Annotated in this window: 28 protein-coding genes and 1 riboswitch; of the genes, 15 read left to right on the top strand and 13 right to left on the bottom strand. The window is 26.7% G+C overall.

Annotated elements, in window-relative coordinates:
- The first annotated feature begins 131 nt into the window (after positions 1–131).
- Positions 132–572 carry a hypothetical protein gene (locus IC214_RS08920; RefSeq protein ID WP_227866505.1) on the top strand — a complete coding sequence of 147 codons (441 nt, stop codon included), beginning with the start codon at positions 132–134 and terminating at the stop codon, positions 570–572.
- Between the two features lie 149 nt (positions 573–721).
- On the opposite strand, the gene IC214_RS08915 is transcribed toward IC214_RS08920, so the two are convergent.
- Positions 722–1,342: a flavodoxin family protein gene (locus tag IC214_RS08915; RefSeq protein ID WP_227483251.1), complete on the bottom strand. Its 621-nt coding sequence runs from the start codon at positions 1,340–1,342 to the stop codon at positions 722–724.
- A 371-nt stretch (positions 1,343–1,713) separates the two neighbouring features.
- Between IC214_RS08915 and IC214_RS08910 the strand changes: the two genes are divergently transcribed.
- Positions 1,714–2,046: a winged helix-turn-helix transcriptional regulator gene (locus tag IC214_RS08910; RefSeq protein ID WP_227433162.1), complete on the top strand. Its 333-nt coding sequence runs from the start codon at positions 1,714–1,716 to the stop codon at positions 2,044–2,046.
- Positions 2,047–2,179: 133 nt separating this feature from the next.
- Here the strand turns inward: IC214_RS08910 and pcp are convergent, their stop codons facing one another.
- The 7 genes from pcp to IC214_RS08875 form a co-directional block, all read right to left on the bottom strand.
- Complete coding sequence (gene pcp / locus IC214_RS08905; RefSeq protein WP_227433163.1) at positions 2,180–2,821, bottom strand: pyroglutamyl-peptidase I; 642 nt, start codon at positions 2,819–2,821, stop codon at positions 2,180–2,182.
- Positions 2,822–2,841: 20 nt separating this feature from the next.
- Positions 2,842–3,774, bottom strand: a complete 933-nt coding sequence (locus IC214_RS08900) for a DUF979 domain-containing protein (RefSeq protein WP_227433164.1) — start codon at positions 3,772–3,774, stop codon at positions 2,842–2,844.
- Between the two features lie 21 nt (positions 3,775–3,795).
- Positions 3,796–4,461: a DUF969 domain-containing protein gene (locus IC214_RS08895; protein WP_227433165.1), complete on the bottom strand. Its 666-nt coding sequence runs from the start codon at positions 4,459–4,461 to the stop codon at positions 3,796–3,798.
- Positions 4,462–4,652: 191 nt separating this feature from the next.
- The gene (locus IC214_RS08890; protein WP_227433166.1) at positions 4,653–5,252 is read right to left on the bottom strand and encodes a GNAT family N-acetyltransferase; all 600 of its coding nucleotides are present in this window, start codon (positions 5,250–5,252) and stop codon (positions 4,653–4,655) included.
- Between the two features lie 226 nt (positions 5,253–5,478).
- The gene (locus IC214_RS08885) at positions 5,479–5,955 is read right to left on the bottom strand and encodes a flavodoxin domain-containing protein (RefSeq protein WP_227433167.1); all 477 of its coding nucleotides are present in this window, start codon (positions 5,953–5,955) and stop codon (positions 5,479–5,481) included.
- 3 nt (positions 5,956–5,958) lie between these two features.
- Positions 5,959–6,372 carry an FMN-binding protein gene (locus IC214_RS08880; RefSeq protein WP_227433168.1) on the bottom strand — a complete coding sequence of 138 codons (414 nt, stop codon included), beginning with the start codon at positions 6,370–6,372 and terminating at the stop codon, positions 5,959–5,961.
- Positions 6,347–6,976, bottom strand: coding sequence for a TetR/AcrR family transcriptional regulator (locus IC214_RS08875; protein WP_227433169.1), 630 nt, complete (start codon positions 6,974–6,976; stop codon positions 6,347–6,349). The genes IC214_RS08880 and IC214_RS08875 overlap by 26 nt, the downstream gene beginning before the upstream one ends.
- A 1,055-nt stretch (positions 6,977–8,031) precedes the next feature.
- On the opposite strand from IC214_RS08875, the gene IC214_RS08870 reads away from it, so the two are divergent.
- Positions 8,032–8,859, top strand: coding sequence for an N-acetylmuramoyl-L-alanine amidase (locus IC214_RS08870; protein WP_227433170.1), 828 nt, complete (start codon positions 8,032–8,034; stop codon positions 8,857–8,859).
- Between the two features lie 81 nt (positions 8,860–8,940).
- Here the strand turns inward: IC214_RS08870 and IC214_RS08865 are convergent, their stop codons facing one another.
- The 3 genes from IC214_RS08865 to IC214_RS08855 form a co-directional block, all read right to left on the bottom strand.
- The gene (locus IC214_RS08865; RefSeq protein WP_227433171.1) at positions 8,941–9,123 is read right to left on the bottom strand and encodes a hypothetical protein; all 183 of its coding nucleotides are present in this window, start codon (positions 9,121–9,123) and stop codon (positions 8,941–8,943) included.
- Positions 9,124–9,452: 329 nt separating this feature from the next.
- Positions 9,453–9,653, bottom strand: coding sequence for a helix-turn-helix transcriptional regulator (locus IC214_RS08860; RefSeq protein WP_227433172.1), 201 nt, complete (start codon positions 9,651–9,653; stop codon positions 9,453–9,455).
- Positions 9,654–9,655: 2 nt separating this feature from the next.
- Entirely contained in the window at positions 9,656–10,012 is a 357-nt protein-coding gene (locus tag IC214_RS08855) for a DUF3796 domain-containing protein (RefSeq protein ID WP_227433173.1), read from the bottom strand.
- Positions 10,013–10,372: 360 nt separating this feature from the next.
- Positions 10,373–10,416: riboswitch (PreQ1 riboswitch) on the top strand.
- Between the two features lie 101 nt (positions 10,417–10,517).
- On the opposite strand from IC214_RS08855, the gene IC214_RS08850 reads away from it, so the two are divergent.
- The 12 genes from IC214_RS08850 (at position 10,518) to IC214_RS08795 (ending at position 19,458) form a co-directional block, all read left to right on the top strand.
- The gene (locus tag IC214_RS08850) at positions 10,518–11,486 is read left to right on the top strand and encodes a nucleoside hydrolase (protein ID WP_227433174.1); all 969 of its coding nucleotides are present in this window, start codon (positions 10,518–10,520) and stop codon (positions 11,484–11,486) included.
- Between the two features lies 1 nt (position 11,487).
- Complete coding sequence (locus IC214_RS08845; protein WP_227433175.1) at positions 11,488–12,051, top strand: ECF transporter S component; 564 nt, start codon at positions 11,488–11,490, stop codon at positions 12,049–12,051.
- A gap of 8 nt (positions 12,052–12,059) precedes the next feature.
- Positions 12,060–12,749 (top strand): radical SAM protein, encoded by a 690-nt coding sequence (locus IC214_RS08840; protein ID WP_227433176.1) that lies wholly within the window; start codon positions 12,060–12,062, stop codon positions 12,747–12,749.
- A 162-nt stretch (positions 12,750–12,911) separates the two neighbouring features.
- Complete coding sequence (locus IC214_RS08835; protein WP_227823811.1) at positions 12,912–13,640, top strand: DNA alkylation repair protein; 729 nt, start codon at positions 12,912–12,914, stop codon at positions 13,638–13,640.
- A gap of 13 nt (positions 13,641–13,653) precedes the next feature.
- Positions 13,654–14,292, top strand: a complete 639-nt coding sequence (locus IC214_RS08830) for a DNA-binding protein (protein ID WP_227433178.1) — start codon at positions 13,654–13,656, stop codon at positions 14,290–14,292.
- Positions 14,293–14,317: 25 nt separating this feature from the next.
- Positions 14,318–15,157, top strand: a complete 840-nt coding sequence (locus IC214_RS08825) for a hypothetical protein (RefSeq protein WP_227433179.1) — start codon at positions 14,318–14,320, stop codon at positions 15,155–15,157.
- A 15-nt stretch (positions 15,158–15,172) separates the two neighbouring features.
- Complete coding sequence (locus IC214_RS08820; protein ID WP_227433180.1) at positions 15,173–15,844, top strand: response regulator transcription factor; 672 nt, start codon at positions 15,173–15,175, stop codon at positions 15,842–15,844.
- Entirely contained in the window at positions 15,834–17,066 is a 1,233-nt protein-coding gene (locus IC214_RS08815; RefSeq protein WP_227433181.1) for a sensor histidine kinase, read from the top strand. Before IC214_RS08820 ends, IC214_RS08815 begins: the two co-directional genes overlap by 11 nt.
- A 149-nt stretch (positions 17,067–17,215) precedes the next feature.
- On the top strand, positions 17,216–17,533 hold the full coding sequence (gene trxA / locus IC214_RS08810) for a thioredoxin (protein WP_227433182.1): 318 nt from the start codon (positions 17,216–17,218) through the stop codon (positions 17,531–17,533).
- Between the two features lie 15 nt (positions 17,534–17,548).
- Entirely contained in the window at positions 17,549–18,427 is an 879-nt protein-coding gene (locus IC214_RS08805) for an NAD(P)/FAD-dependent oxidoreductase (RefSeq protein WP_227433183.1), read from the top strand.
- A 288-nt stretch (positions 18,428–18,715) separates the two neighbouring features.
- Entirely contained in the window at positions 18,716–19,084 is a 369-nt protein-coding gene (locus IC214_RS08800) for an ArsR/SmtB family transcription factor (protein ID WP_227433184.1), read from the top strand.
- A 2-nt stretch (positions 19,085–19,086) separates the two neighbouring features.
- Positions 19,087–19,458 carry a NifB/NifX family molybdenum-iron cluster-binding protein gene (locus tag IC214_RS08795; RefSeq protein WP_227433185.1) on the top strand — a complete coding sequence of 124 codons (372 nt, stop codon included), beginning with the start codon at positions 19,087–19,089 and terminating at the stop codon, positions 19,456–19,458.
- Positions 19,459–19,595: 137 nt separating this feature from the next.
- Here the strand turns inward: IC214_RS08795 and IC214_RS08790 are convergent, their stop codons facing one another.
- Complete coding sequence (locus IC214_RS08790) at positions 19,596–20,051, bottom strand: hypothetical protein (protein WP_227433186.1); 456 nt, start codon at positions 20,049–20,051, stop codon at positions 19,596–19,598.
- Positions 20,052–20,089: 38 nt separating this feature from the next.
- On the bottom strand, positions 20,090–21,355 hold the full coding sequence (locus IC214_RS08785) for an ArsB/NhaD family transporter (RefSeq protein ID WP_227433187.1): 1,266 nt from the start codon (positions 21,353–21,355) through the stop codon (positions 20,090–20,092).
- Between the last annotated feature and the right edge of the window lie 92 nt (positions 21,356–21,447).

The following is a 21,447-nucleotide window of genomic DNA, read 5'->3' as shown; positions in this document are numbered from 1 at the left end:
TATTAATAACTTTCTATATTTCATACAAATGTCTATGGTCAATATATTCTACTTATTAATGACTGGCATGTTAAATAATTATGGAGTTGCTGTCTCAGCAGTATCTGGAATTGGATTGAAGATAAATACTTTTGCAGGGATGCTATGTTGGGCAGTTGGTCAAGCTGTCATTATTAAGCTTGGTTGTAACATTTATTTCCATTGTTTTTGTACAAATATTTGCAGAACCAATAGTTGTATTTTGGGGGTCTAAAAATCAAGCAGTTATTAGAGAGGGAATTGTGTATCTTAGAATTTATTGTTTAATTAACAGTTTGATTTATGCAGTAATGCATATTTATGATTCATTTGTAACTGGTATAGGTTTTACTAGTCTAGCTATGTTTAATGCATTGTTAGATTCTGTAGTTATTAGACTATCCCTTAGTTATACACTAGGAACTATTTTAGAATATGGATTTATAGGCGTTTATTTTGCTCAATCTTTATCACCAATACTCCCAGCTATTATTGGGTTAATCTATTTTTATAAAAGAAAATGGAAGGGTATAACTGAGCATGTCAGAAATTAATCGTTTTAAACAGATTAAATAATAAAATAGTGGTTTTGATATAAATAGAATCAAAACCACTATTTAGGTATTATACTGCTTTCTATGCGCTATTCCATTTATTAAGTATCACTTTAATTTTAAATTAACAATTAATAAAACCAAATTATTTATTGTATAAAATTAGTCATAATTTTTTCTTCATATTGAGGGTCTTTGACTCCTGTTTTTTGCCCAGCTGAAATACACTTAAGAAGCCATGCCATGTTTTCACCTAAAGTTCTCATAGTTTGTAATCCCTCTTTATCTTTCATAACATCCTCTGGTGTAAAACCATGAACCTGATTCCAGTACTGTGATGATACAATAGGCATATTACTGATTGAGAAATATTTATTTAGTTGGTCAAATGTTGCAGTTGCTCCACCACGTCGACATGATACAACTGATGCACCAAGTTTCTTTGCCATTTTACTTCCAGCTGAAAAAAATAAGCGGTCAAGAAATGAAGTTAGTTGTCCACTTGCACCAGAATAATATACAGGTGAGCCAACAATAATACCATCAATATTATCTAGTTCTTTCGCTAACTCATTGACCTTATCATTCCAAGTACATTTGCCGGTTTGAAAGCATGATGAGCAAGCAATACAACCTGGTATTGGTTTTTTACCTAAATATAATATTTCGGTTTCAATGTCGTGCTTATTTAATGTTTTAGCAACTTCATTTAATGCTGTATAAGTACACCCGTATTGGTTTGGGCTACCATTTATTAATAAAACTTTCATTAGAAATTCCTCCAGTAAAATTTATTTAATCGATATTCAAGGGTATTTGCTTTTTCTAAAATAGGTTTTCTATGAATCTATAAGTACAGGTATATTCCATTTGTTCTTAGATTTACATTTAAAACACCTCCTATTACTAAATTTATCAGTGATATGAAACTACATTATGTTAGAAGTTTTTTATAACTTGAATTAAAGAGTAAATAAATTAAAATTTGACAATATGCTAAAGTACTAGTATTAAGTAGAATTTATATGTATTATAGCAAATTGACTTTTAATTGTTCTTACACTATAATTTTATTATAAATTAGCTAAAAGACAAGTACGCACATTTTTGTTCAATACTAACCTAAAGGAGAGTGTAGCACATGGATATGGATTGTATCTCACAAGCAGATTTAAGTGAAACAGGGTTTAGTTATACACTTTCACTGATTAATGGAAAATACAAGATGGTAATTCTCTATTGCCTTGCTGAATTTAAAGTTGTTAGATATAATGAACTAAAACGTTATATAAAGACTATTTCTTATAAGACTCTGAGTTTATCTTTAAAGGAATTAGAAGCAGATGATTTGATTATTCGTACTGAATATCCTCAAATACCACCTAAAGTAGAATACAGTTTATCAAAGAGAGGGAAGTCTTTGATTAAGATTTTAGATGCAATGTGTGAGTGGGGAGAACAGAATAGAATTTAATTTTACATTTGAAGATTGTACATATTGTAAAAGACTGTAGGTAAATTTGAATTTAAACAAATATACTTACAGTCTATATTTAAAAAAATGTCTATTTTCATTTATAATTTAAAAAATTTATTTTAGATATTTTTTATGAAATTTCACCACCAATTTCTTTTATATCATCTTTGTAGATTACACAAGCTTCTATGGCTAATTCCAAACCTTTAACTATTTCTTCTAAAGACATAAATGGTGTATTCTTTTTATCTATTATTTGAGAAGTCATGTATGGTATGTGTATGAAGCCTCCTTTTATATTAGGATATTTTTTATCTATCATGTAAAGAATTCCATACATTACATGATTGCAAACAAATGTACCTGCAGTATTTGAAACACTAGCTGGAATTTTATTTTCATTCATATGTTTTACCATAGCTTTTACAGGTAATTTTGAAAAATATGCAGGTTGACCATCTTCTTTTATAACCGTGTCTATAACCTGATTTCCTTCATTATCTTTTATTCTAAAATCATCTACATTTATAGCAACTCTCTCAGGTGTAATATCAAATCTACCTCCTGCTTGTCCGACTGATATTACTATATCAGGGTTGTGTTTTTGAATAGCTTTATCTATTGCTTCAACAGATTTTGTCATAACTGTTGGTATAGTTATTTTTATAATTTCTGAGCCATTTATATTATCTTTGACCCTTTCGACAGCTTCTTGAGCGGGATTAATTGGTTCTCCACCAAATGGGTCAAACCCTGTTAATAAAACTTTCATTATTTTACCTCCTATTTATATCAAAATCCTAAAAAATACATTACTAATATGTGTGCTACAATTAATATTAAAGCAACTGGTGCTTGATACTTTATAACAACATAATCATTTTTACATTCAAGTAAAGCTGCTGGAACTATATTAAAATTGGCTGCCATTGGAGTAAGTAGAGTTCCACAATATCCTGCTGTTAATGCTAATGCTCCAATTATAGCAGGATTTCCACCTTGAGACAATACAAAAGGAATTCCAATTCCTGCCGTTATGACTGAAAATGCAGCAAATGCATTTCCCATTATCATAGTAAATATAACCATACCCAATACATAAGCTATAACGCCAAATAATCTATTGTCAGTAGGAACTACTCCTGATATCATACCTGAGATAACTTCGCCAACTCCAGCTTGAGTAAACAAAGCACCTAATGCAACCAAAAGTTGTGGTAGCATGCTAGCTGGTCCCATTTGTTGCAATAATCTTGAACCATCATGAACTGAGGTAGATGATTTTGATTTGGTTATTATAAGAGCAGATATTAGTGCAATTATTGAACCTACACCTATTGCAAACTGTGAAGAATTATCGAAATTAGAAAGACTCATAGCTACAATTACTGCTGCAAAAGCTAATATTAATGATGGTATGAATATTTTATTTTTAAGTTTGTCTGCCTGTTCTTTCCCAAAATTTTCATTTGGCTCTTCGTATTTTGCAAATATGACTTGTTTAGTAAGTGTTAATAAACTAGATAATATTAGTATGATTCCTATTATATTAGCTGGAATTAATCTTCCAAATATAAATGGTAGTGATATTAGTATCCAAAATAATGATGTACCGTATTTTTTATTATTGTCTATTGTAGTAAAAGACCTGTATGCTATGACAATCATTAAAAGCCCCATTAATGCATAAAAAATTTCTAATGATATGTTTATAAAATTTTGCACTTTTATACCTCCTAAATAGATCTATCTCTTATGACTTTTATTTAATTTTTTATCATATAGAGTAAATTGGATTGTGGCAGCTATAAATGCTATTACGGCCATAATGATATTAGCTTTTACAATCTCAATTCCAGTTACATTATATCCAAATTGAGTAAGAGTAGATGCTATAAGTAAAACTCCACTGCTACCTGCAAATAAGTTTTGACCATAGAAGTTACCATAGTTTTCTGATGCAGCAGATAATGCTTTTATAGCTTCTTCGTCTGATTCTTTTAATTCATCACTATTGCTTAATCCAGCAGCTTGTGCCATGGGGTTAACAAGTGGTCTTACAAATTGAGGATGTCCACTCATTCTTATTGATAAGGCTCCAGCTATTTGTCTAGCAAACATATATATACTCAGTACTTTTCCTGTTGTGAGTCTTTGTAATTTTTCTATTAGAGAAACTGCTCTTTGTTTTAATCCATATCTTTCTAAAACACCAATTACAGGTAATGTTAGTATAAACAATGACACACCTCTATTTGAGACAAAAGAATCTCCTAGAGTTGTAAAGATTTGGTTAAAATCTAATCCTGCTACAAGTCCTGTTGCTATTCCTGCTAATAATACAGTAAATAATGTATCAATTTTAAGTATAAATCCAATCACAACTATTAATATACCAATCAGTTTTATCATCAATTATTCTCCTTCCATTTTTTCTATTTTGATTTAATTTTACTAAATAAATAAATTTAAACTCTTTTTATAGTATTTACGTTAATATGACTATTATTATAAAATTTAATAAAAAATAAGAAAGTAACTTTAAAATACTTATTTTAAAGTCACTTTCTTATTTTTATTTTGGTTTATTTAAAGTTTTTATTTTAAAGTAATTTGACAAGAAGACTGCTTTTTTTTAAAATAGTGTCGATTTCTTTCGTATCAATTTGTTTGATTGTTTTTATGTAGTCTGGTTTTATAGGATGAGTACCTATGTATTTTTCAAATAACATAACATCATGCCAACTACCAAACTTATATCCTGTATTATGATAAATTCCACATGGTTTGAAACCAAAGTGTTGGTGAAGTCTTTCGCTTTTAATATTAGGCGATGCAATGCTAACATATAAGTTTTGAATATTTTGTAATTTTAATATATCTATTATTGAATTATAAAGAGCTATGCCTATTTTACAACTTACAAACCTTTCATCAATATAAATTGATAATCCAGCATTCCATTGATAAGCAGTTCTTTCATTATGTTCATGAGCATAAGTATATCCAACAATTTTTTCATCAATTAAACATACTAGATATGGATATTTTGAACAAATTGTTTTTATTCTATTTTTAAAATCACTAATATTTGGTATATCATATTCAAAAGTAATTGCTGTATTAGTGATATATGGTGTATATATTTCTAATATTTCTTCAGCATCTGTTTCCTTTGCTAGTCTGATTTTAACTTTTCCCATAAGTATCATCTCCAATGTAGTAAATATAATAGTTTTTGTTTTATAATGTTCAAGTTTAAATGTGAAAACATATTGTATACTTTATTATATTTTATATCAAAAGTTATATAAGGGAAAGTTATGTAACTTTTGATATAAAAATATATGGTAAAACATTCCATGACTTTTGAGCTCTTTGCCATAAAGTAGGGGTAGATGGGGTTGTTAACGAAGAGTATAGCTTATTTTAGTCATTAAAATTTCTTAAAAAATTATCTATATTATCCTGTGATATTTTCAAACCATTGTAATCATTTTTTGTAACTGACTTCATAATCAATTTATCAAAAAATTTCATTTTCTCTAATCTAGCTTCACCACCAAATACACTTATTGATTTTGCACTCTTTAATAATGATGATGGGAAATTACTTGATAGATATTTATCCGTCTGTTCAGAGAATGCGCAACAAAGAAAAATTCCAACTTTCTTTTGGTTTAATGACTCTATATTATCATTACAGAATGTACGAATTTCTTTTGAAACTGAACCCACATATATTGAACTTCCAATAATAACTGTATCAAATTTTGATAATTCAATTTTACTGTTTTTATCCTTAATATCAACAATAGTCACATTATTTGATAGTTTACTTTTTAATATATTTGCACAGTCTGTTGTACAACCATATTTACTTGAATATACAATAATAGTATCCATATTTTACTCTCCTTTTTGTAAAGCATTTTCTATAGCTTTTCGTATAGTATCACTGCTGTAAGTTGCAGAAGTTATAGCATCCACTTCTAAAGATTGTTGCTTAATAATATTATTTACAATCTTTTCAGCTGGTTTACCTAAAAGAGTGTCATGTTTCAATATATGAATATCTTTTATTACTCCATTGTTAACTTTGACAGATACAGTAGCTTTTACTAGACCATTATCAGCATTTCCAAGATAAGTACCATTTTTTATTTTAGTAGGATTTATATTTTGTACTACTAATTTTTCTGGTTTCAAATTAACTACAGCTACAATAATAATACATATAAATATAAAAAATAAAACTATTAATACTTTTAGAATTCTTAAAAATTTATTTTTCTTATTAAGATTTTTGATGTGAATGCTCATTGTAAATTCCTCCAAGTAAAATATCCACGAAATTGTCTATAAATTGTGGGAAGTTATGTAAAGAATACAAGTGATTTTCAACAGCACATAAAACAAAACCTAATAATGCACTTATAAGCATCCAAGAAGCATTATCTATGTTTGATTTAAATATTTTTTGCTTAATTCCAATAGCAAGAAGTTTATCAAACATCTCTATACCATTATTAGCAGGAGTACTAGCAGTATTTTGAGATGCAAATATAATATTCATTCCACTATACATTATGGCTTTTGTCATTTCTGGATTGCTAGAAAGAATTTTGATAAAAGTAAGCATAATTTCTCTGATTTGTTTATCTACTGAAAATGAGGAGTACTTATCCATAACAGTAATAGAATCATTTTCTATTTTATTATAAAGTTCATTAGCCATATCATTAATAATCTGTGCCTTATCTTTGTAGTAAAGATAAATAGTAGTTGGAGAATATTCTATTTTTGTAGCAATTTTTCTAATTGATAAATTTTCATATCCTTCTTGATTGATAATTTCAATGGCAGCATCCATAATTTTTTTCTTCATTTCTATTTTTTCCTTTTTACGTCTTTCTTTGACACTCATATAATCACCTCTTTAACTTAACAGTGTTAATTTAATTTACAATGTTATTGTATGTTTTATTTTTAAGTTTGTCAACAATCTAGATTTCTATACTTTCTATATTGGTACAGTACTTACACATTTTAATTGAATTACTATTAAATCAAATTAATTTGGTTTTGCAAAATAATTTAGGATACTAAAATTGATTAGAATCTTCTTATGTGATATTAAGAAGATACATTGGATTTATTATGTGCTGATTTGGATAATATTAAGATAAAAAAGATAGTATTTATCTAATGATTGATTCTTATATAAAATTGAAAAATGAAGGTTTATTACATGGTATCTGAATATTTCACATAATTATAAAAAACAAAAAAGAGTGCCATAGCACTCCTATTGTGAGAAATATATATGAAATTCATTTTTGCATTAATGCAAAATGTACATATAACAAAGTTTATTTTTTATATTTACTTTATATAATAGCATATTAGTATTAACTAAATATTTATCATAATTAGTAAAAAGAAAAGGGAGTGATTTTACACTCCAGTTGTCAAAAATCTAAAACTGTCATCGCAATATTCTCATTATAACATAATTTATGAGAATGTGTGAATATATTTAAGATTTTTAAAATATTTTTGATATAACTAAAGTTATACTAAAAAATGTAATCATTAGATATTAACATAAAAAAATTAAAACAGAGTATTTATAAAATATATAAATGATAAAAAAGTGTTATAGTTAAAAAAAGTATTATCAATTAATAATTTTACGAATTTTTAAATAAAAATAGACAATAGAGATTATATAGTAGAATCACATAAAAGTTTATCAAATCAGATGAAAATAAATGAAAATAAAAATGTTTTTGTCTAGTTATGCGTTTTAGATTACCACTTATGTATTATATATTGAATATTAAGAATATTTGTGATATTTTTATAAAAAATAAAATGATAATTATTTTTTTTATGAAGATGAATGATTTATATAAATTTAGATTTTCATTATTATGGGACATATACATGGATAAAATTTAATTAAAGGAGTAAAATGTTATGAAAATATGTATTACAGTAGGACACAGTATTCTAAAAAATGGTGCATGTACTTCTGCTGATGGATTAGTTAATGAATATCAGTATAACAAATTATTGGCACCAATATTAGCAGATATATTTAGGAAAAAAGGGCATACAGTAAGCGTAATAATATGCCCTGAAAAACAGTTTAGTTCTAAAAATGAGGAAAAGTCTTATAAAATACCTAAAGTTAATAATGGAGAATATGATTTACTTATAGAGTTACATTTAAATGCAAGTGATGGTCAAGGAAAAGGCTCAGAAGTGTTATATTATAGTAATAAAGGTTTAGAATATGCAACTAGAATATGTAATAAATTAGGTATGGTATTTAAAAATAGAGGAGCCAAATTAGATAAAGGATTGTATATTCTAAATAGTTCAAAACCTACTGCTATATTAATAGAAAGTTTTTTTTGTGACAATAAAGAGGATTATGAGAAAGCAGAAAAACTTGGATATGAGGGTGTGGCTAAGTTAATCGTAGAAGGCGTATTAAATAATAATATAAATGGTGGAGATATCAAGCAGATTAAACATACAATAGTTTATAGTGGAGATGATAGAGTTTCAGCAGAAATAATAGGGTTATATTATAAAAGAAAAGATGAAAGCTGTTTAGTAACAGATATAAAAGATTATAAGCCATATAAAACAGAAAATTTGTATGTTATTGGCGGAGGTGCTTGTAGCAAGATGGAAGAAATGAGTAAGAGCACAGGAGAAAAATTTACACAAATATATGATAGTGATGTGTGGTCAACAATGGATAAAGTAAGAGCATTTATAAAAGAAAAAGCGTAATTTAAAATCTTTATTAAATTAAATATTTAGATAAGAAGAATTTATATAAAATTCTTCTTATTCTTTTTGATGAATTAAATTTTATGCCAAACCACATTCACATAATAAAATCATAATTCTATGAAGACAAGACTCTACAATATCTTCTCCATATCTTTTAATAAAATCATCAATCTGAGTTTCTATAAATGAATAGTATTCTTTTAAACTAACAATGTATGCAGTCATTATATGAACACATTCATCAATTTTGTCTTTAAACACAATACATCCCCCTAAAAAATAAAAATATTCAGTAAATAAAATAAATTATTTTATTTGAAAATATATATGTATAATACTTCGCTTTAATATATTTTACAAGTGTATATGCAAAACTGGATATTACAACTGTAAAACTGGTTGAATTATTATTCCTATCATAGTATCTAGTACTAATTTTTTTAATATAAAAGCCACTAAAAAGAATATGAACAAACCAAATATATCCAAAAAAGCGTGTTGAAAGTTTTCTTTTCATATAATCACCAAATTGTATTAGTTTTAATCTATTTAAGAAAAGTATAGCAAAAATTTTAAGAAGAGAATAGTTACTAATCCTTTATATATTCAAAAACTTCTTCTATACTTACATTGAATACGTTAGCAATGTCAAATGCTAATTTTAATGAAGGGTTATATTTTCCATTTTCAAGATTTCCTATAGTTTCTCTTCTTACTCCTACTAATGATGCCAGTTCATCTTGTTTCATATTATATTTTGCTCTATATTCTTTAGTTCTTGAACGAATCATCATTACTCTAGTCCTTTTCCTTCTTTATACTGTAAGTATGCAAAAACTGCAACAAAGCTAATCATTGATATAGAAAAACTTATTCCTAGACCATTTTCAATAGTAGAAATATTATCTGAGATGATGGATAAAACCATAGCTACTGATAGCGATGAAAGTGTAAAGAAAAATGCTGGCACAGCTGCTTTTCTCAGGTTTTCTCTAAATAATTCATCTGGCATAATATTAAAGTATCTAAAAAAAACAAAGAATGCACAAAAACTAATAGTTCGTATTTCACCAGCATATATTCCAGCTAGTCCTAAAAAACCTAAGAAACCTAAAAATCCTAGTTTATTTAATTCCCTAAAACTTTTCATTATTAACAACTCCTTTAGTAAATGTTATATATTTTTAACTTCTTGTTAAAAATATATAACATTTGATGCTTATTTGCAACATAAAAATTAAATTTAGTATAAATTTTATATGTAAATTTAATTAAAGGTATTAATTGTAATATTTATAATATTGTTGTATAATAATAATCGGTTTAAACGTGCCACATTTTATTAAAGTTTGTTTATTATTTAAGCATGCTTTAATGAGACACATAAAAATATAATAAATTCTTTTAAACTACAAACAGTGTTTTTGTAGTTAGTAAATCAGGTGTTTGAAAGGTTTTAGTTGATTGACAGGTTATAATAAATGACTTAAAATCATAACTAAACTTAACATCTGTACTTGTTCGAGAACTCCAAGTATAAAAAACTAAGGAATTATATAGTGGCAGTATATAATTAATACCCTTAGACACACCTTTTTGAAAGTGGAAAAAAGATGTGTAGTTCTCCTCGACCACAAATCAAGGAGGATAGTAATATGGAAAAAAGAAAAGTAATAATTGATTGTGACCCAGGAATTGATGATTCTTTGGCAATCCTTTTGGCTTTAAACTCACCAGAGCTAGAAGTAATTGGAATTACCACATGTTGTGGTAACGTACCAGCAAATGTAGGTGCAGAAAATGCACTAAAAACACTTCAAATGTGTTCTTCACTAAATATTCCAGTATATATAGGAGAAGAAGCACCACTAAAAAGAACACTTGTAACAGCTCAAGATACACATGGAGAAGATGGTATAGGAGAAAATTTTTATCAAAAAGTGACAGAAGTTAAAGCAAAAAATGGAGCAGTAGATTTTATAATAAATACTTTACATAATCGTGAAAAAGTATCTATAATAGCACTTGCACCACTTACAAACATAGCTAAAGCACTTATGAAAGATAAAAAAGCCTTTGAAAATCTTGATGAATTTGTATCTATGGGAGGAGCTTTTAAAATTCATGGAAATTGTTCTCCAGTAGCAGAATTTAACTATTGGGTAGACCCACATGGAGCAGATTATGTTTACAAGAATTTATCTAAAAAAATTCACATGGTAGGTTTAGATGTAACTAGAAAAATTGTACTTACTCCTAATATTATTGAGTTTATAAATAGACTTGATGAAAAAATGGCAAAATATATAACTGAAATCACTAGATTTTATATTGATTTTCATTGGGAGCAAGAAGGAATAATAGGTTGTGTAATAAATGACCCTCTAGCAGTGGCATATTTTATAGACAGAAGTATATGTAAAGGATTTGAATCATATGTAGAAATTGTGGAAGATGGAATAGCTATGGGGCAATCCATAGTAGACTCATTTAATTTCTACAAAAAACATGCTAATGCGATTATTTTAAATGAGGTTGATGAAAAGAAATTTATGTATATGTTTTTAAAAAGACTTTTTAAAGGATATGAAAACATTATAGACTCTGTGGAAGGAGTGATATAGTGTGAAAAGAAAAATATGTGTCAAAACTATTACACTTATAGCCTTTGGGATTTCTATAAATATAGTAGGTGCGTTTATAGCTATGGGGCTGAGGCTACCTATATATTTAGATTCAATAGGAACTATAATGATAGCTTCACTTTTGGGGCCTAAATATGCTGTTATTACAGGTGTGTTTGGAAGTTTAATAAGTGGAGTTACATTTGATGTATATTCTCTTTATTTTGCACCAGTTCAGATATCAACAGGATTACTTGCTGGTATTGCTTTTAAAAAGAAATTCTTAACTGGTTTAAAAACTCCATTAGGAGTATTGTTGTTTGCCATACCAACATCTATAGTAAGCTCAGTAATTTCAGCTTTTTTGTTTGGCGGGGTGACATCATCGGGTTCTTCTTATATAGTTCAAATTTTAAAAGTACTAGGGCTTGGAGATGTATTTAGTGTGTTTATAACTCAAGTGTTCACAGATTATACAGATAAATTAATTGCTGTTGTTTTGGTAAATTTGGGATTAAATGCAGTTCCAAAGACTTTAAAAGTATCATTAACTGGAGAAAGATAGGAGAGAATATGGATAGATATAGTGAGATAATAAATAAAAATCAAAGAGAAATAGTTTTACTTAAAAGCTTTCCATGTATATGGGGAAGATGTTCTTTTTGTGATTATATAGATGATAATTCTAATTTGGAAGAAGAAATGAACAAAGTAAACTTTGAAGTTTTAAAAAATATAACTGGAAAATATGGAGTTCTTGAAGTCATAAATTCTGGTAGCTGTTTTGAAATACCTAAAGATACTTTAGAGAGAATAAAGAAGATTATAAAAGAAAAAAATATAAAAAAACTATTCTTAGAAAGTCATTGGTCCTACAAAAATAGACTAAAGGAAATGAGAGATTATTTTGAAATTCCTATAATATTTAAAATTGGGGTTGAAACATTTGATTATGATTTTAGAAATAATTTTTTAAATAAGAATGCAAGATTTAAAACTCCAGAAGATGTAAAAGAATATTTTGATTCGCCTTGTATTATGGTTGGAATAAAAGGACAGACTAAAGAAATGATAGATAATGACATGGATATTATTCTAAATACTTTTGAAAAAGCAACTGTGAATGTTTTTATAAACAATTCTTCTAAAATAAAAAGAGATGAAGAGTTGGTTAAATGGTTTATTAATAAGTATGAATTTTTAAATGAAAATCCAAATATAGAAGTTTTATACAATAATACAGACTTCGGTGTGGGAGATTAGTAAGATTTTCTAAAGAGATATTATGCTGTAGTAAAGATTAATTTAATTTAAATTTTAAATTGAAAAATTTAGTACATTTTTGAAAAAGCTTCTGATATGTAGAAGCTTTTTTTTATATAATTTTATGTTACAATAAGAAAAAAGGAACTAAGGAGTAAATAAATGATGCTTAGTAGGGAAAAATGGGATAAATTGGAATATATCGAATTTTTAGAGTATATGAAATCTATGCAAGATGTTAAGTATAGAGATTTTAATAAGAAACTTATACCAGGAACAGAAAATATAATAGGTATTAGAATTCCTAATTTAAGAAAGTTGTCAAAAGAAATAAGTAAAGGCAACTGGAAAGAATTTTTAGAAGTAGCAGAAGATACTTATTATGAAGAAGTTATGTTACAGGGTATGGTGATTGGCAATATAAATAGTAATTTTGAAGAGATTTTATATTACATAAAAAAATTTGTACCTAAAATTAGTAATTGGGCAATTTGTGATGGATTTTGTTCTGGACTAAAATGTACAAATAATTATAAAGAATACATGTATGATATATTAAAAAAATATGTTTGTTCAGAAAATCCGTGGGAGATTAGATTTGCATTAGTTATGTTTTTAATATATTATGTTGATGATGAACATATTAAAGATATTTTTGAATACTGTAACAATATACAAAGTGAAGAATATTATGTTAAAATGGGTATGGCATGGCTATTGTCAATTTGTTTTGTTAAGTATGAAGAAGAAACACTTCTTTATATAAAAAATAATAATTTAGATGATTTTACTTATAATAAAATGTTACAAAAAATAGTTGAATCAAACAGAGTAGATTTAGAAAAGAAGAATATAATAAGAAGTATGAAAAGAAAGACAAGAAGATATTGACGGAGGAGTATTAATGAATAATGAGGAAAGAATTGATAAATTTTTAGAATTTCAAAGTAAAGGAATCAAATTTACAGAGATAGCTCAAAATCTAAAAATTAGTCAAAGTACTTTAAGAACTTTTTTAAATAAAAAAGGATATAAGTCAGAAAAAGGTAAATACATATTAAAAGACGAATTAAAGAATAAAGAAGATTTGGATAAAGAAAAAACTAAGGAAGATAACACTAATAATGTAAAAAAGGTAAGCACCAAAAAGAAGAAATCTAATGAAAAGGTTTTAAATAAGAGTATTGAACAAATTGAGTTTAACGACACAGATTTAAAAAATATAAAATCAAGAAAAAATATTAAACCTAAAAAAGACAGAAAAATAAATATAACTCAAGAAGATTTAGATAAGCTTTGTGAAGTGTATGATTGGTATTTAGAAGTGAAGGATTATAATATAAAACCTAAAAAAATATCTAATAAAAAAGATGTACATATAGATAATGAATCTTTAAGTGAATTAAAAACAACAAGAGTACGTATAGATAAAGAAACTTGGAGTGACTTTGAAAGATTATGTAGCAACTCAAATTTTGAAAAACACCAAATACTTACACAAGCATTGAAGGAATTTATGAAAAAGTATAAAAATCTACTATAAAATACTACTATATGAGGTGCTTAATATGAATAAAATAGTAAAAAAATTAATTTTTTTAATGATTATATTAACAATATTTATTTTTACACTGACTGCATGTAAAAGGGAAGAAGAACAATCTGATTCAGTTGAGATTCAAGCAGAAGACAATAATGAAGTGACAATAGATAAGGACAATGCAAAAGTATTGAATATAGGAGCAACAGAGATTATAACTGTAGATGAAGGTGGAAAAATAGATACATCCACAAAGATAGAAAATAATTCAACATTTAATATATCGAATGTTGAACTAATATATAATGAATACGATGATAATAAAAAAATTACTTCATCTGATAGTAAATCTCTGTTAGATATGACTTTAATGCCTGGGAAAGTTGCTTATGTAGAATGTGGACATAAAACTTTTGCCAAAAGTGTAGAAGTCTATGCATATGAATATGAAGCAGAGGGTAAAATTGTATATGTTAATTTAAAAGAAAATACTATTGATATAAGAAACAATAAAATTAAGCTAGAAAATAGTAGTCAGTATGAAGTATTATCTACTTCAGAACTTAAAAAAGTAAATGAGTCAAAAGAGGGAATCACATATCAAATAAAAGTAAAGAATTCATCATCAAAAGACTTAGGAAATATTATCCTTAAGACGGCAGAAGTTAATGATAATGGGGAATACTTGACAGTAAGTCGTGTACCATCATACAAAGTTTTGAAGGCTTCAGAAGAAACAGATATAGATATAACATGTTCAACAAAAGCAAAGAATGTTGAAATAGTAGGATATACTTATGATGATATAAAAGAAAAAGCAAATGTAGATATTGATTTGAAATCTCATAAAGTCAAGATAGACAAGTAAAGGTAGGGGATATTTATGAAGGTTTTGATAGTTGAAGATAATAGGGTGCTTTTAGAAAGTGTAGTAGAAGAACTTAGTAATCATTTTGAAACTGAAAAATGTGAAGATGGAGAAGAAGCATTATATTTAATAAATCAAAATATATATGATTTAGTTATTTTAGATTTAATGCTTCCTAATATAAATGGAATTGATATTTTGAAGAAAATGAGAATCAATAATATAGATACACCTGTACTTATATTGACTGCTAAAGAAGCATTAGATGATAAAGTAGAAGCATTTACTATAGGAGCTAATGATTATTTAACAAAACCTTTTTATATGGAGGAACTAGTAGCAAGAGTATATGCCATATTGAGGACTAATGGAAAAATAAAAGAAAGAAATGGATTAGAATTTAAATCTTTATATCTAGATACATTAGAAAAAAGAGTGTATATTGAAGAAGAAGAAATAAAACTTCAAAATAAACAGTTTAACTTATTGGAATATTTTGTTTTAAATAAAGGTTCAATTTTATTAAAAGAACAGATTTATGATAGAATATGGGGAATTGATTCAGATGCAACTATTGAAATAGTAGAGGTATATGTAAGTAATCTGAGAAAAAAACTAAGTAAATATGGATATGATAAATATATTAAAACTAAGCGTAAGGTAGGATACATATTCGATGATAAATAAGAATGTATTTACCAGCACTAAAAACCATTTGATAAAAATGTACATTGTTGTAGTGGGTAGTTTTTTAATAATATTTTCTATATTTATATATTCATATTTTAGAGGTCTTACATATAGTGGAATTGATAGTGAAATCAATGATGAACTGGAGTATATAGTTTCTCAATTTAAGAGAACCTCATTTTTAAACCCAATAAGACTTAAAGACCCTAAAGATATGGTATATGTTTATGAGAATGACAGAATAAGTTACTATACTCAAAATGAATATTTTGATGAATTACTTCCAGACAGAAGACTAGATAAGAAAAATACATTTTTTAAATATACAGAAAATGGTTATACATTTAGAGAATTAAATGTGGATGTGGGCAGATATCAGATACAAATAATCAGAAACATTGACTCAGAGATGAATTCTTTAAAACAGTTGACATCTGTACTTATAATTGGAATACTAATTTCTGTTATAATAACATACTTTGTAGCTGTATATCTTACTCGAAAAGCATTAATTCCAATAGAGACTGCTTGGAGGAACCAAGCTAAATTTATACAAGATGCTTCACATGAGTTAAGGACTCCAATAACAATAGTTTCATCAAAATTAGAAAGTATGTTAAAATCTCCAGAAAATACAGTAAATGATGAAGTTGAAACAATAGCTACTGCAATGAAAGAAACTAGAAGACTTAAAAAGATGATAACGGATTTACTATCTCTTACTAAGGAAGATTCTATTGTTAAAGTTAACTTGGAGGAAATTGATTTAGAAAAATTACTAGAAGAAATATCAGAAGATTATGTGGATATTGCTGAGTTTCAAGAAAAAAAATTTACATTTAACTCTGAATTAAAGAATAAAGTTATAATAACAGATAAAAATAAATTGAGACAACTTATATTAATTTTTATTGATAATGCTTTTAAATATACTAAACTAGGTGATGAGATAGTATTAGAATTAAAAGAAGATGTGGAAGATGAAGTAACATTACTTATAAGAGATACTGGTATAGGTATAAAAAAAGAAGAAATGCCTTTTATATTTGACAGATTTTTTAGAAGTGAAAATGTGAGAAATAAAGATTTAGAAGGTTCTGGAATAGGTCTTTCAATAGCACATATGATTAGCTTGAATTTATCTATCGAAATAGATGTAACTTCTGATATAGGTATTGGAACTACATTTGAAATATCAATACCAAAAAAATTAAAATAATAAAAATATAAAAATCTGTTTTTACAAATAAAGAATGGGTATACTAATAGTATAAAATAAAATATAAAAGAATTTATAAAAGTAAAATTATATTTATAAATTTCATAGTATAATTATAAGGATAATAAATTTTTAGGAGGATTAAAAAAATGGCAAAAATTATAAATACATCTGAATTTAGAAGTAGTGTTGAAGGTAGTAAAGGAGTAGTTGTAGTAGATTTCTTTGCAACTTGGTGTGGACCTTGTAATATGTTAGGACCTGTATTTGCAGAATTAGGCGAAGAGATGAAAGACGAAGCTAGATTTGTAAAAGTTGATATAGATGAAAGCTTAGAAATAGCTCAACAATTTAGTGTATCTACAGTACCAACTATGATTATATTTAAAGATGGAGAGCCAGTTGAAACTCTAATTGGATTTATGCCTAAGAACAAAATTGAGATGAAAGTAAAATCATATTTATAAAAATGGGTGAATATTATGAGATATGACATAGCTATAATAGGTAGTGGTCCAGCAGGATTATCTGCTGCTATAAATGCAAAAATAAGAAATAAAACAATGATTATGTTTGGCAATGATAATTTAAGCAATAAGCTTGTTAAAGCTCCTTCAATAGATAATTATTTAGGTTTTTATGATATAAGTGGAGATGAATTAAAAGACAAATTTAAATCCCATATAGATAACATGGATATTTCAATTGAAAATAAAAGAATAAATAATATTTATGCTATGGGAGAATACTTTGCAATAATGTCTGGAAATGATATGTATGAAGCTACTACTGTAATCCTTGCAACTGGTGTAGAATATACTAGACCAATAAAAGGTGAAGAAGAATTTCTAGGAAGAGGAGTAGGATATTGTGCTACATGCGATGCACCACTTTATAGAAATAAAAAAGTAGCAGTTATAGGATATAATGAAGAATCTAAAGAAGAGGCAAATTTCTTAAGTGAACTTACTTCAAAAACTTATTTTATACCTATGTATAAAAAAGAAAACCTTATGAGAAGTTCAGATAATTTAGATGATTCTATTGAGATTATACATGATAGACCAGTGCAAATAGATGGAGATAAACTTGTAAATAAGATATCTTTTAAAGAAAATCATATTGAAGTTGATGGAGTATTCGTTATAAAAGATAGTACAGCTCCAAGTACATTGATTCCTGGAATAGAAATTGATGGTATCCATATTAAGGTTGACAATAATATGAAAACTAATATAGAAGGATGTTTTGCCGCAGGAGACTGTGTAGGTAAACCCTATTCTTATATCAAAGCAGCTGGGCAAGGACAAATAGCAGCATTAAATGCTGTTTATTATCTAGATAAATTAAAAAGAGCTTAGTATAATTAGTAAGTAAATTTTTAAATATACAAATAAAAAACTGTCTTAAAATAATATAATTATTTTAGACAGTTTTTTATTTGTATATTATTATTTTACTTCAAGATACATTAGAGATGTATCTCTAGGTATATTTATTTTGATAGATTTAAATTGACAATTGAAATATATATAGAAACAATTAGAATTATTTATAATAAGTTCCAAAATTTCAAAATAATAGTTGAAAAATCTAATTAAGAGTACTATAATTTAATTAAGTAATTACTTAATCAAAAAGAGGTCTTTATGGAAAATTTGGTTAAAATATTTAAAGCATTGAGTGATGAAACTAGACTTAACATACTTATATTAGTATCTAAAAGAAATATCTGCCAAAAAGGAATTTCTAAATATTTAGGAATTTCAGATTCTGCTGTTTCACAACATATAAAAATATTAAAAGAAGTTGGCATAATAACAGGATATAAAGAAGGATACTATGTTTTATATCATATTAACAAAGAAGTGTTTAACATATGTATGGATTTTATAAATTCTATGTTAAGTAATTCTAGTGAAAGCTTTATAGATGTATTTGATATAAATACAATACATCTAGGATGCAGTAAAGAATGTAAATCTATGAAAAAATGTTGCAAGAGAAGGGAGAAATAATAATGAAAGTATGTATACCAGTAGAAGAAAATAAAGGATTAGATAGTAAACCATATGGTCATTTTGGTTCTGCACCAATCTTTGTTGTGTGTGACTTAGAAAGTGGAGAAGTTAAATCTTTAGACAATGGAGATTTAGGTCATGAACATGGGAAATGCCAACCAATAAAAGCATTATCAGGTACAGTTGTAGATGCAGTAGTAGTTGGAGGAATAGGGCAAGGTGCCATAGTTAAATTAAATAGTATGGGAATAAAAGTTTATAGAGCTGAAGCTGATACTATCAGTGGTAATTTGGACTTACTTAAAGATGGAAAATTAGTAGAATTTCCATCAAATCATACTTGTTCACATGATGGATGTGGGCATCATTAAAAACAAGATAGCTGATGAAGCATATGCTTCATCAGCTATTTTATCATTTTAACAAATAAGATTCTTTATATTTAGTATTAAATTTTGAGGTTGTACAAAGTTTTTATATATAACCTTAAATTTATAAGTATCTTACTTTAGATTTTCTTTGTATGCTTTTCTATATAGTTAATATCATTTAATATATCGTTAAGTTCTTTATTGAGTGTTTTTAAATCATCTCCATCTACATTATAGTTTAAAAATAACTCTTCTACATTATCAATAATAGAATTGACTTTTCTAGTAACTTCAACAAAAGTTTTAAAGTTACTACTATTTTTAGCATTTAGAAATTTGTTTAAATCCTTTGATATAAATGATATTATTTCATATTCATCATTAAAAAGACCTCTACCAATAGGATATGGTTCAATTCTTTGTAAAAAATATTGATCTTTAGCATTAATATTATAAGTATAAGATATTTCCCAGTTGTCTCCTAAATCAAACTTAATAAAATATAATGTACTACTTACTTTTGATATTTTTGTAGCTCCAAGTTGTCTTAAAAGAACTTCAATTGAATCTCCTTGAACAGTATTAATATTCATATATACACATCCCCTTTAATACTATTATACTATATTTTCTAAAATTTTATAATTAAATAAACAGTAGATATAATAATAGATATAATCATAAGTGGAAAACCTATCTTAAAATACTCTTTAAAAGATATAGGATGACCATGCTTATTGCCTATACCTGCTAGTACAACATTGGCAGAGGCTCCAATAAGTGTCCCATTACCTCCAAGACAAGCTCCAAGGGATGTTGCCCACCATAGTGGCATTACATCAATTCCTTCAGCTTGCATAGTCAAAATAAGTGGAATTAATGTTGCAACAAACGGAATATTATCTAAGAATGAAGAAACTATTGCTGATAACCATAATATTAATAACATTGTAAATACAATATGGCCCTCTGTAAGTCCAATCAATGCTTGAGCTAATTTATTTATTATACCCACTTCTACTAATCCACCAACTACTACAAATAATCCCATAAAGAATAAGATTGTAGACCATTCAATACCTGCCATAATTTCATCTACATCTTGTTTTCCTATAAGAAGCATTATAGATGCACCAGTTAATGCTACAACAGAAGAATCTATATGGATTGTGCTATGAAACATAAAACCAAAGAGTATAAATGCTATTAAAAGAAGACTTTTTATAAGTAAGGGTTTATCTTTAATAGATTTTTTTTCATCAAGCTTTAATATTACTTCTTTGGCTTTATCATCTACAACAAGTTCTTTTCCATAAATAAATTTAAAACATATTATTGTTATAATAAGTATTACTATAACAGCAGGTCCTAAATTTATTACAAAATCCATGAAACTAAGATTGGCAGCACTACCAATCATAATATTTGGAGGGTCACCTATAAGAGTAGATGTACCTCCGATATTTGAAGCTAAAATTTGTGTTATTAAAAATGGAACTGGATTAAGTCCTAGAATTTGTGTAATAACTATAGTCATTGGACCTATAAGTAAAACAGTAGTAACATTATCTAATACAGCAGATAAAATAGCTGTTATAATAGCAAAACAAATCATTATTCTCCATGGATCACCTTTAGCTTTTTTTGCAGTCCAAATAGCTATATATTCAAATAGTCCTGAGTTTTTAACAACAGCAACAAATAGCATCATACCAACCAATACTCCAATAGTATTGAAGTCTATATGGCTTAATCCTTCATCAAGTGTAAGTATATTGAATATTATCATTAATAGTGCACCACCAACCGCTGCTACAGATCTGTTTACCTTTTCTGTAATAATAGCTGCCATAACTATTAAAAATATACATATAGCTATTATTTGTTGAAATTCCATAATATAAGTACCTCCATTTGTATTCTTTTGTGTCTAATGCTAGTACTATATATAGTATTACTTTTTTCTAGTTTTTTCAATGGATGTATAAA

Origin of the sequence: Clostridioides sp. ES-S-0190-01, from assembly GCF_020658275.1 — a bacterium.
Lineage (GTDB): Bacteria > Bacillota > Clostridia > Peptostreptococcales > Peptostreptococcaceae > Clostridioides.
Note: the sequence above shows the minus strand (reverse complement) of the source record. Positions and strands in the feature narration are given on the sequence as shown.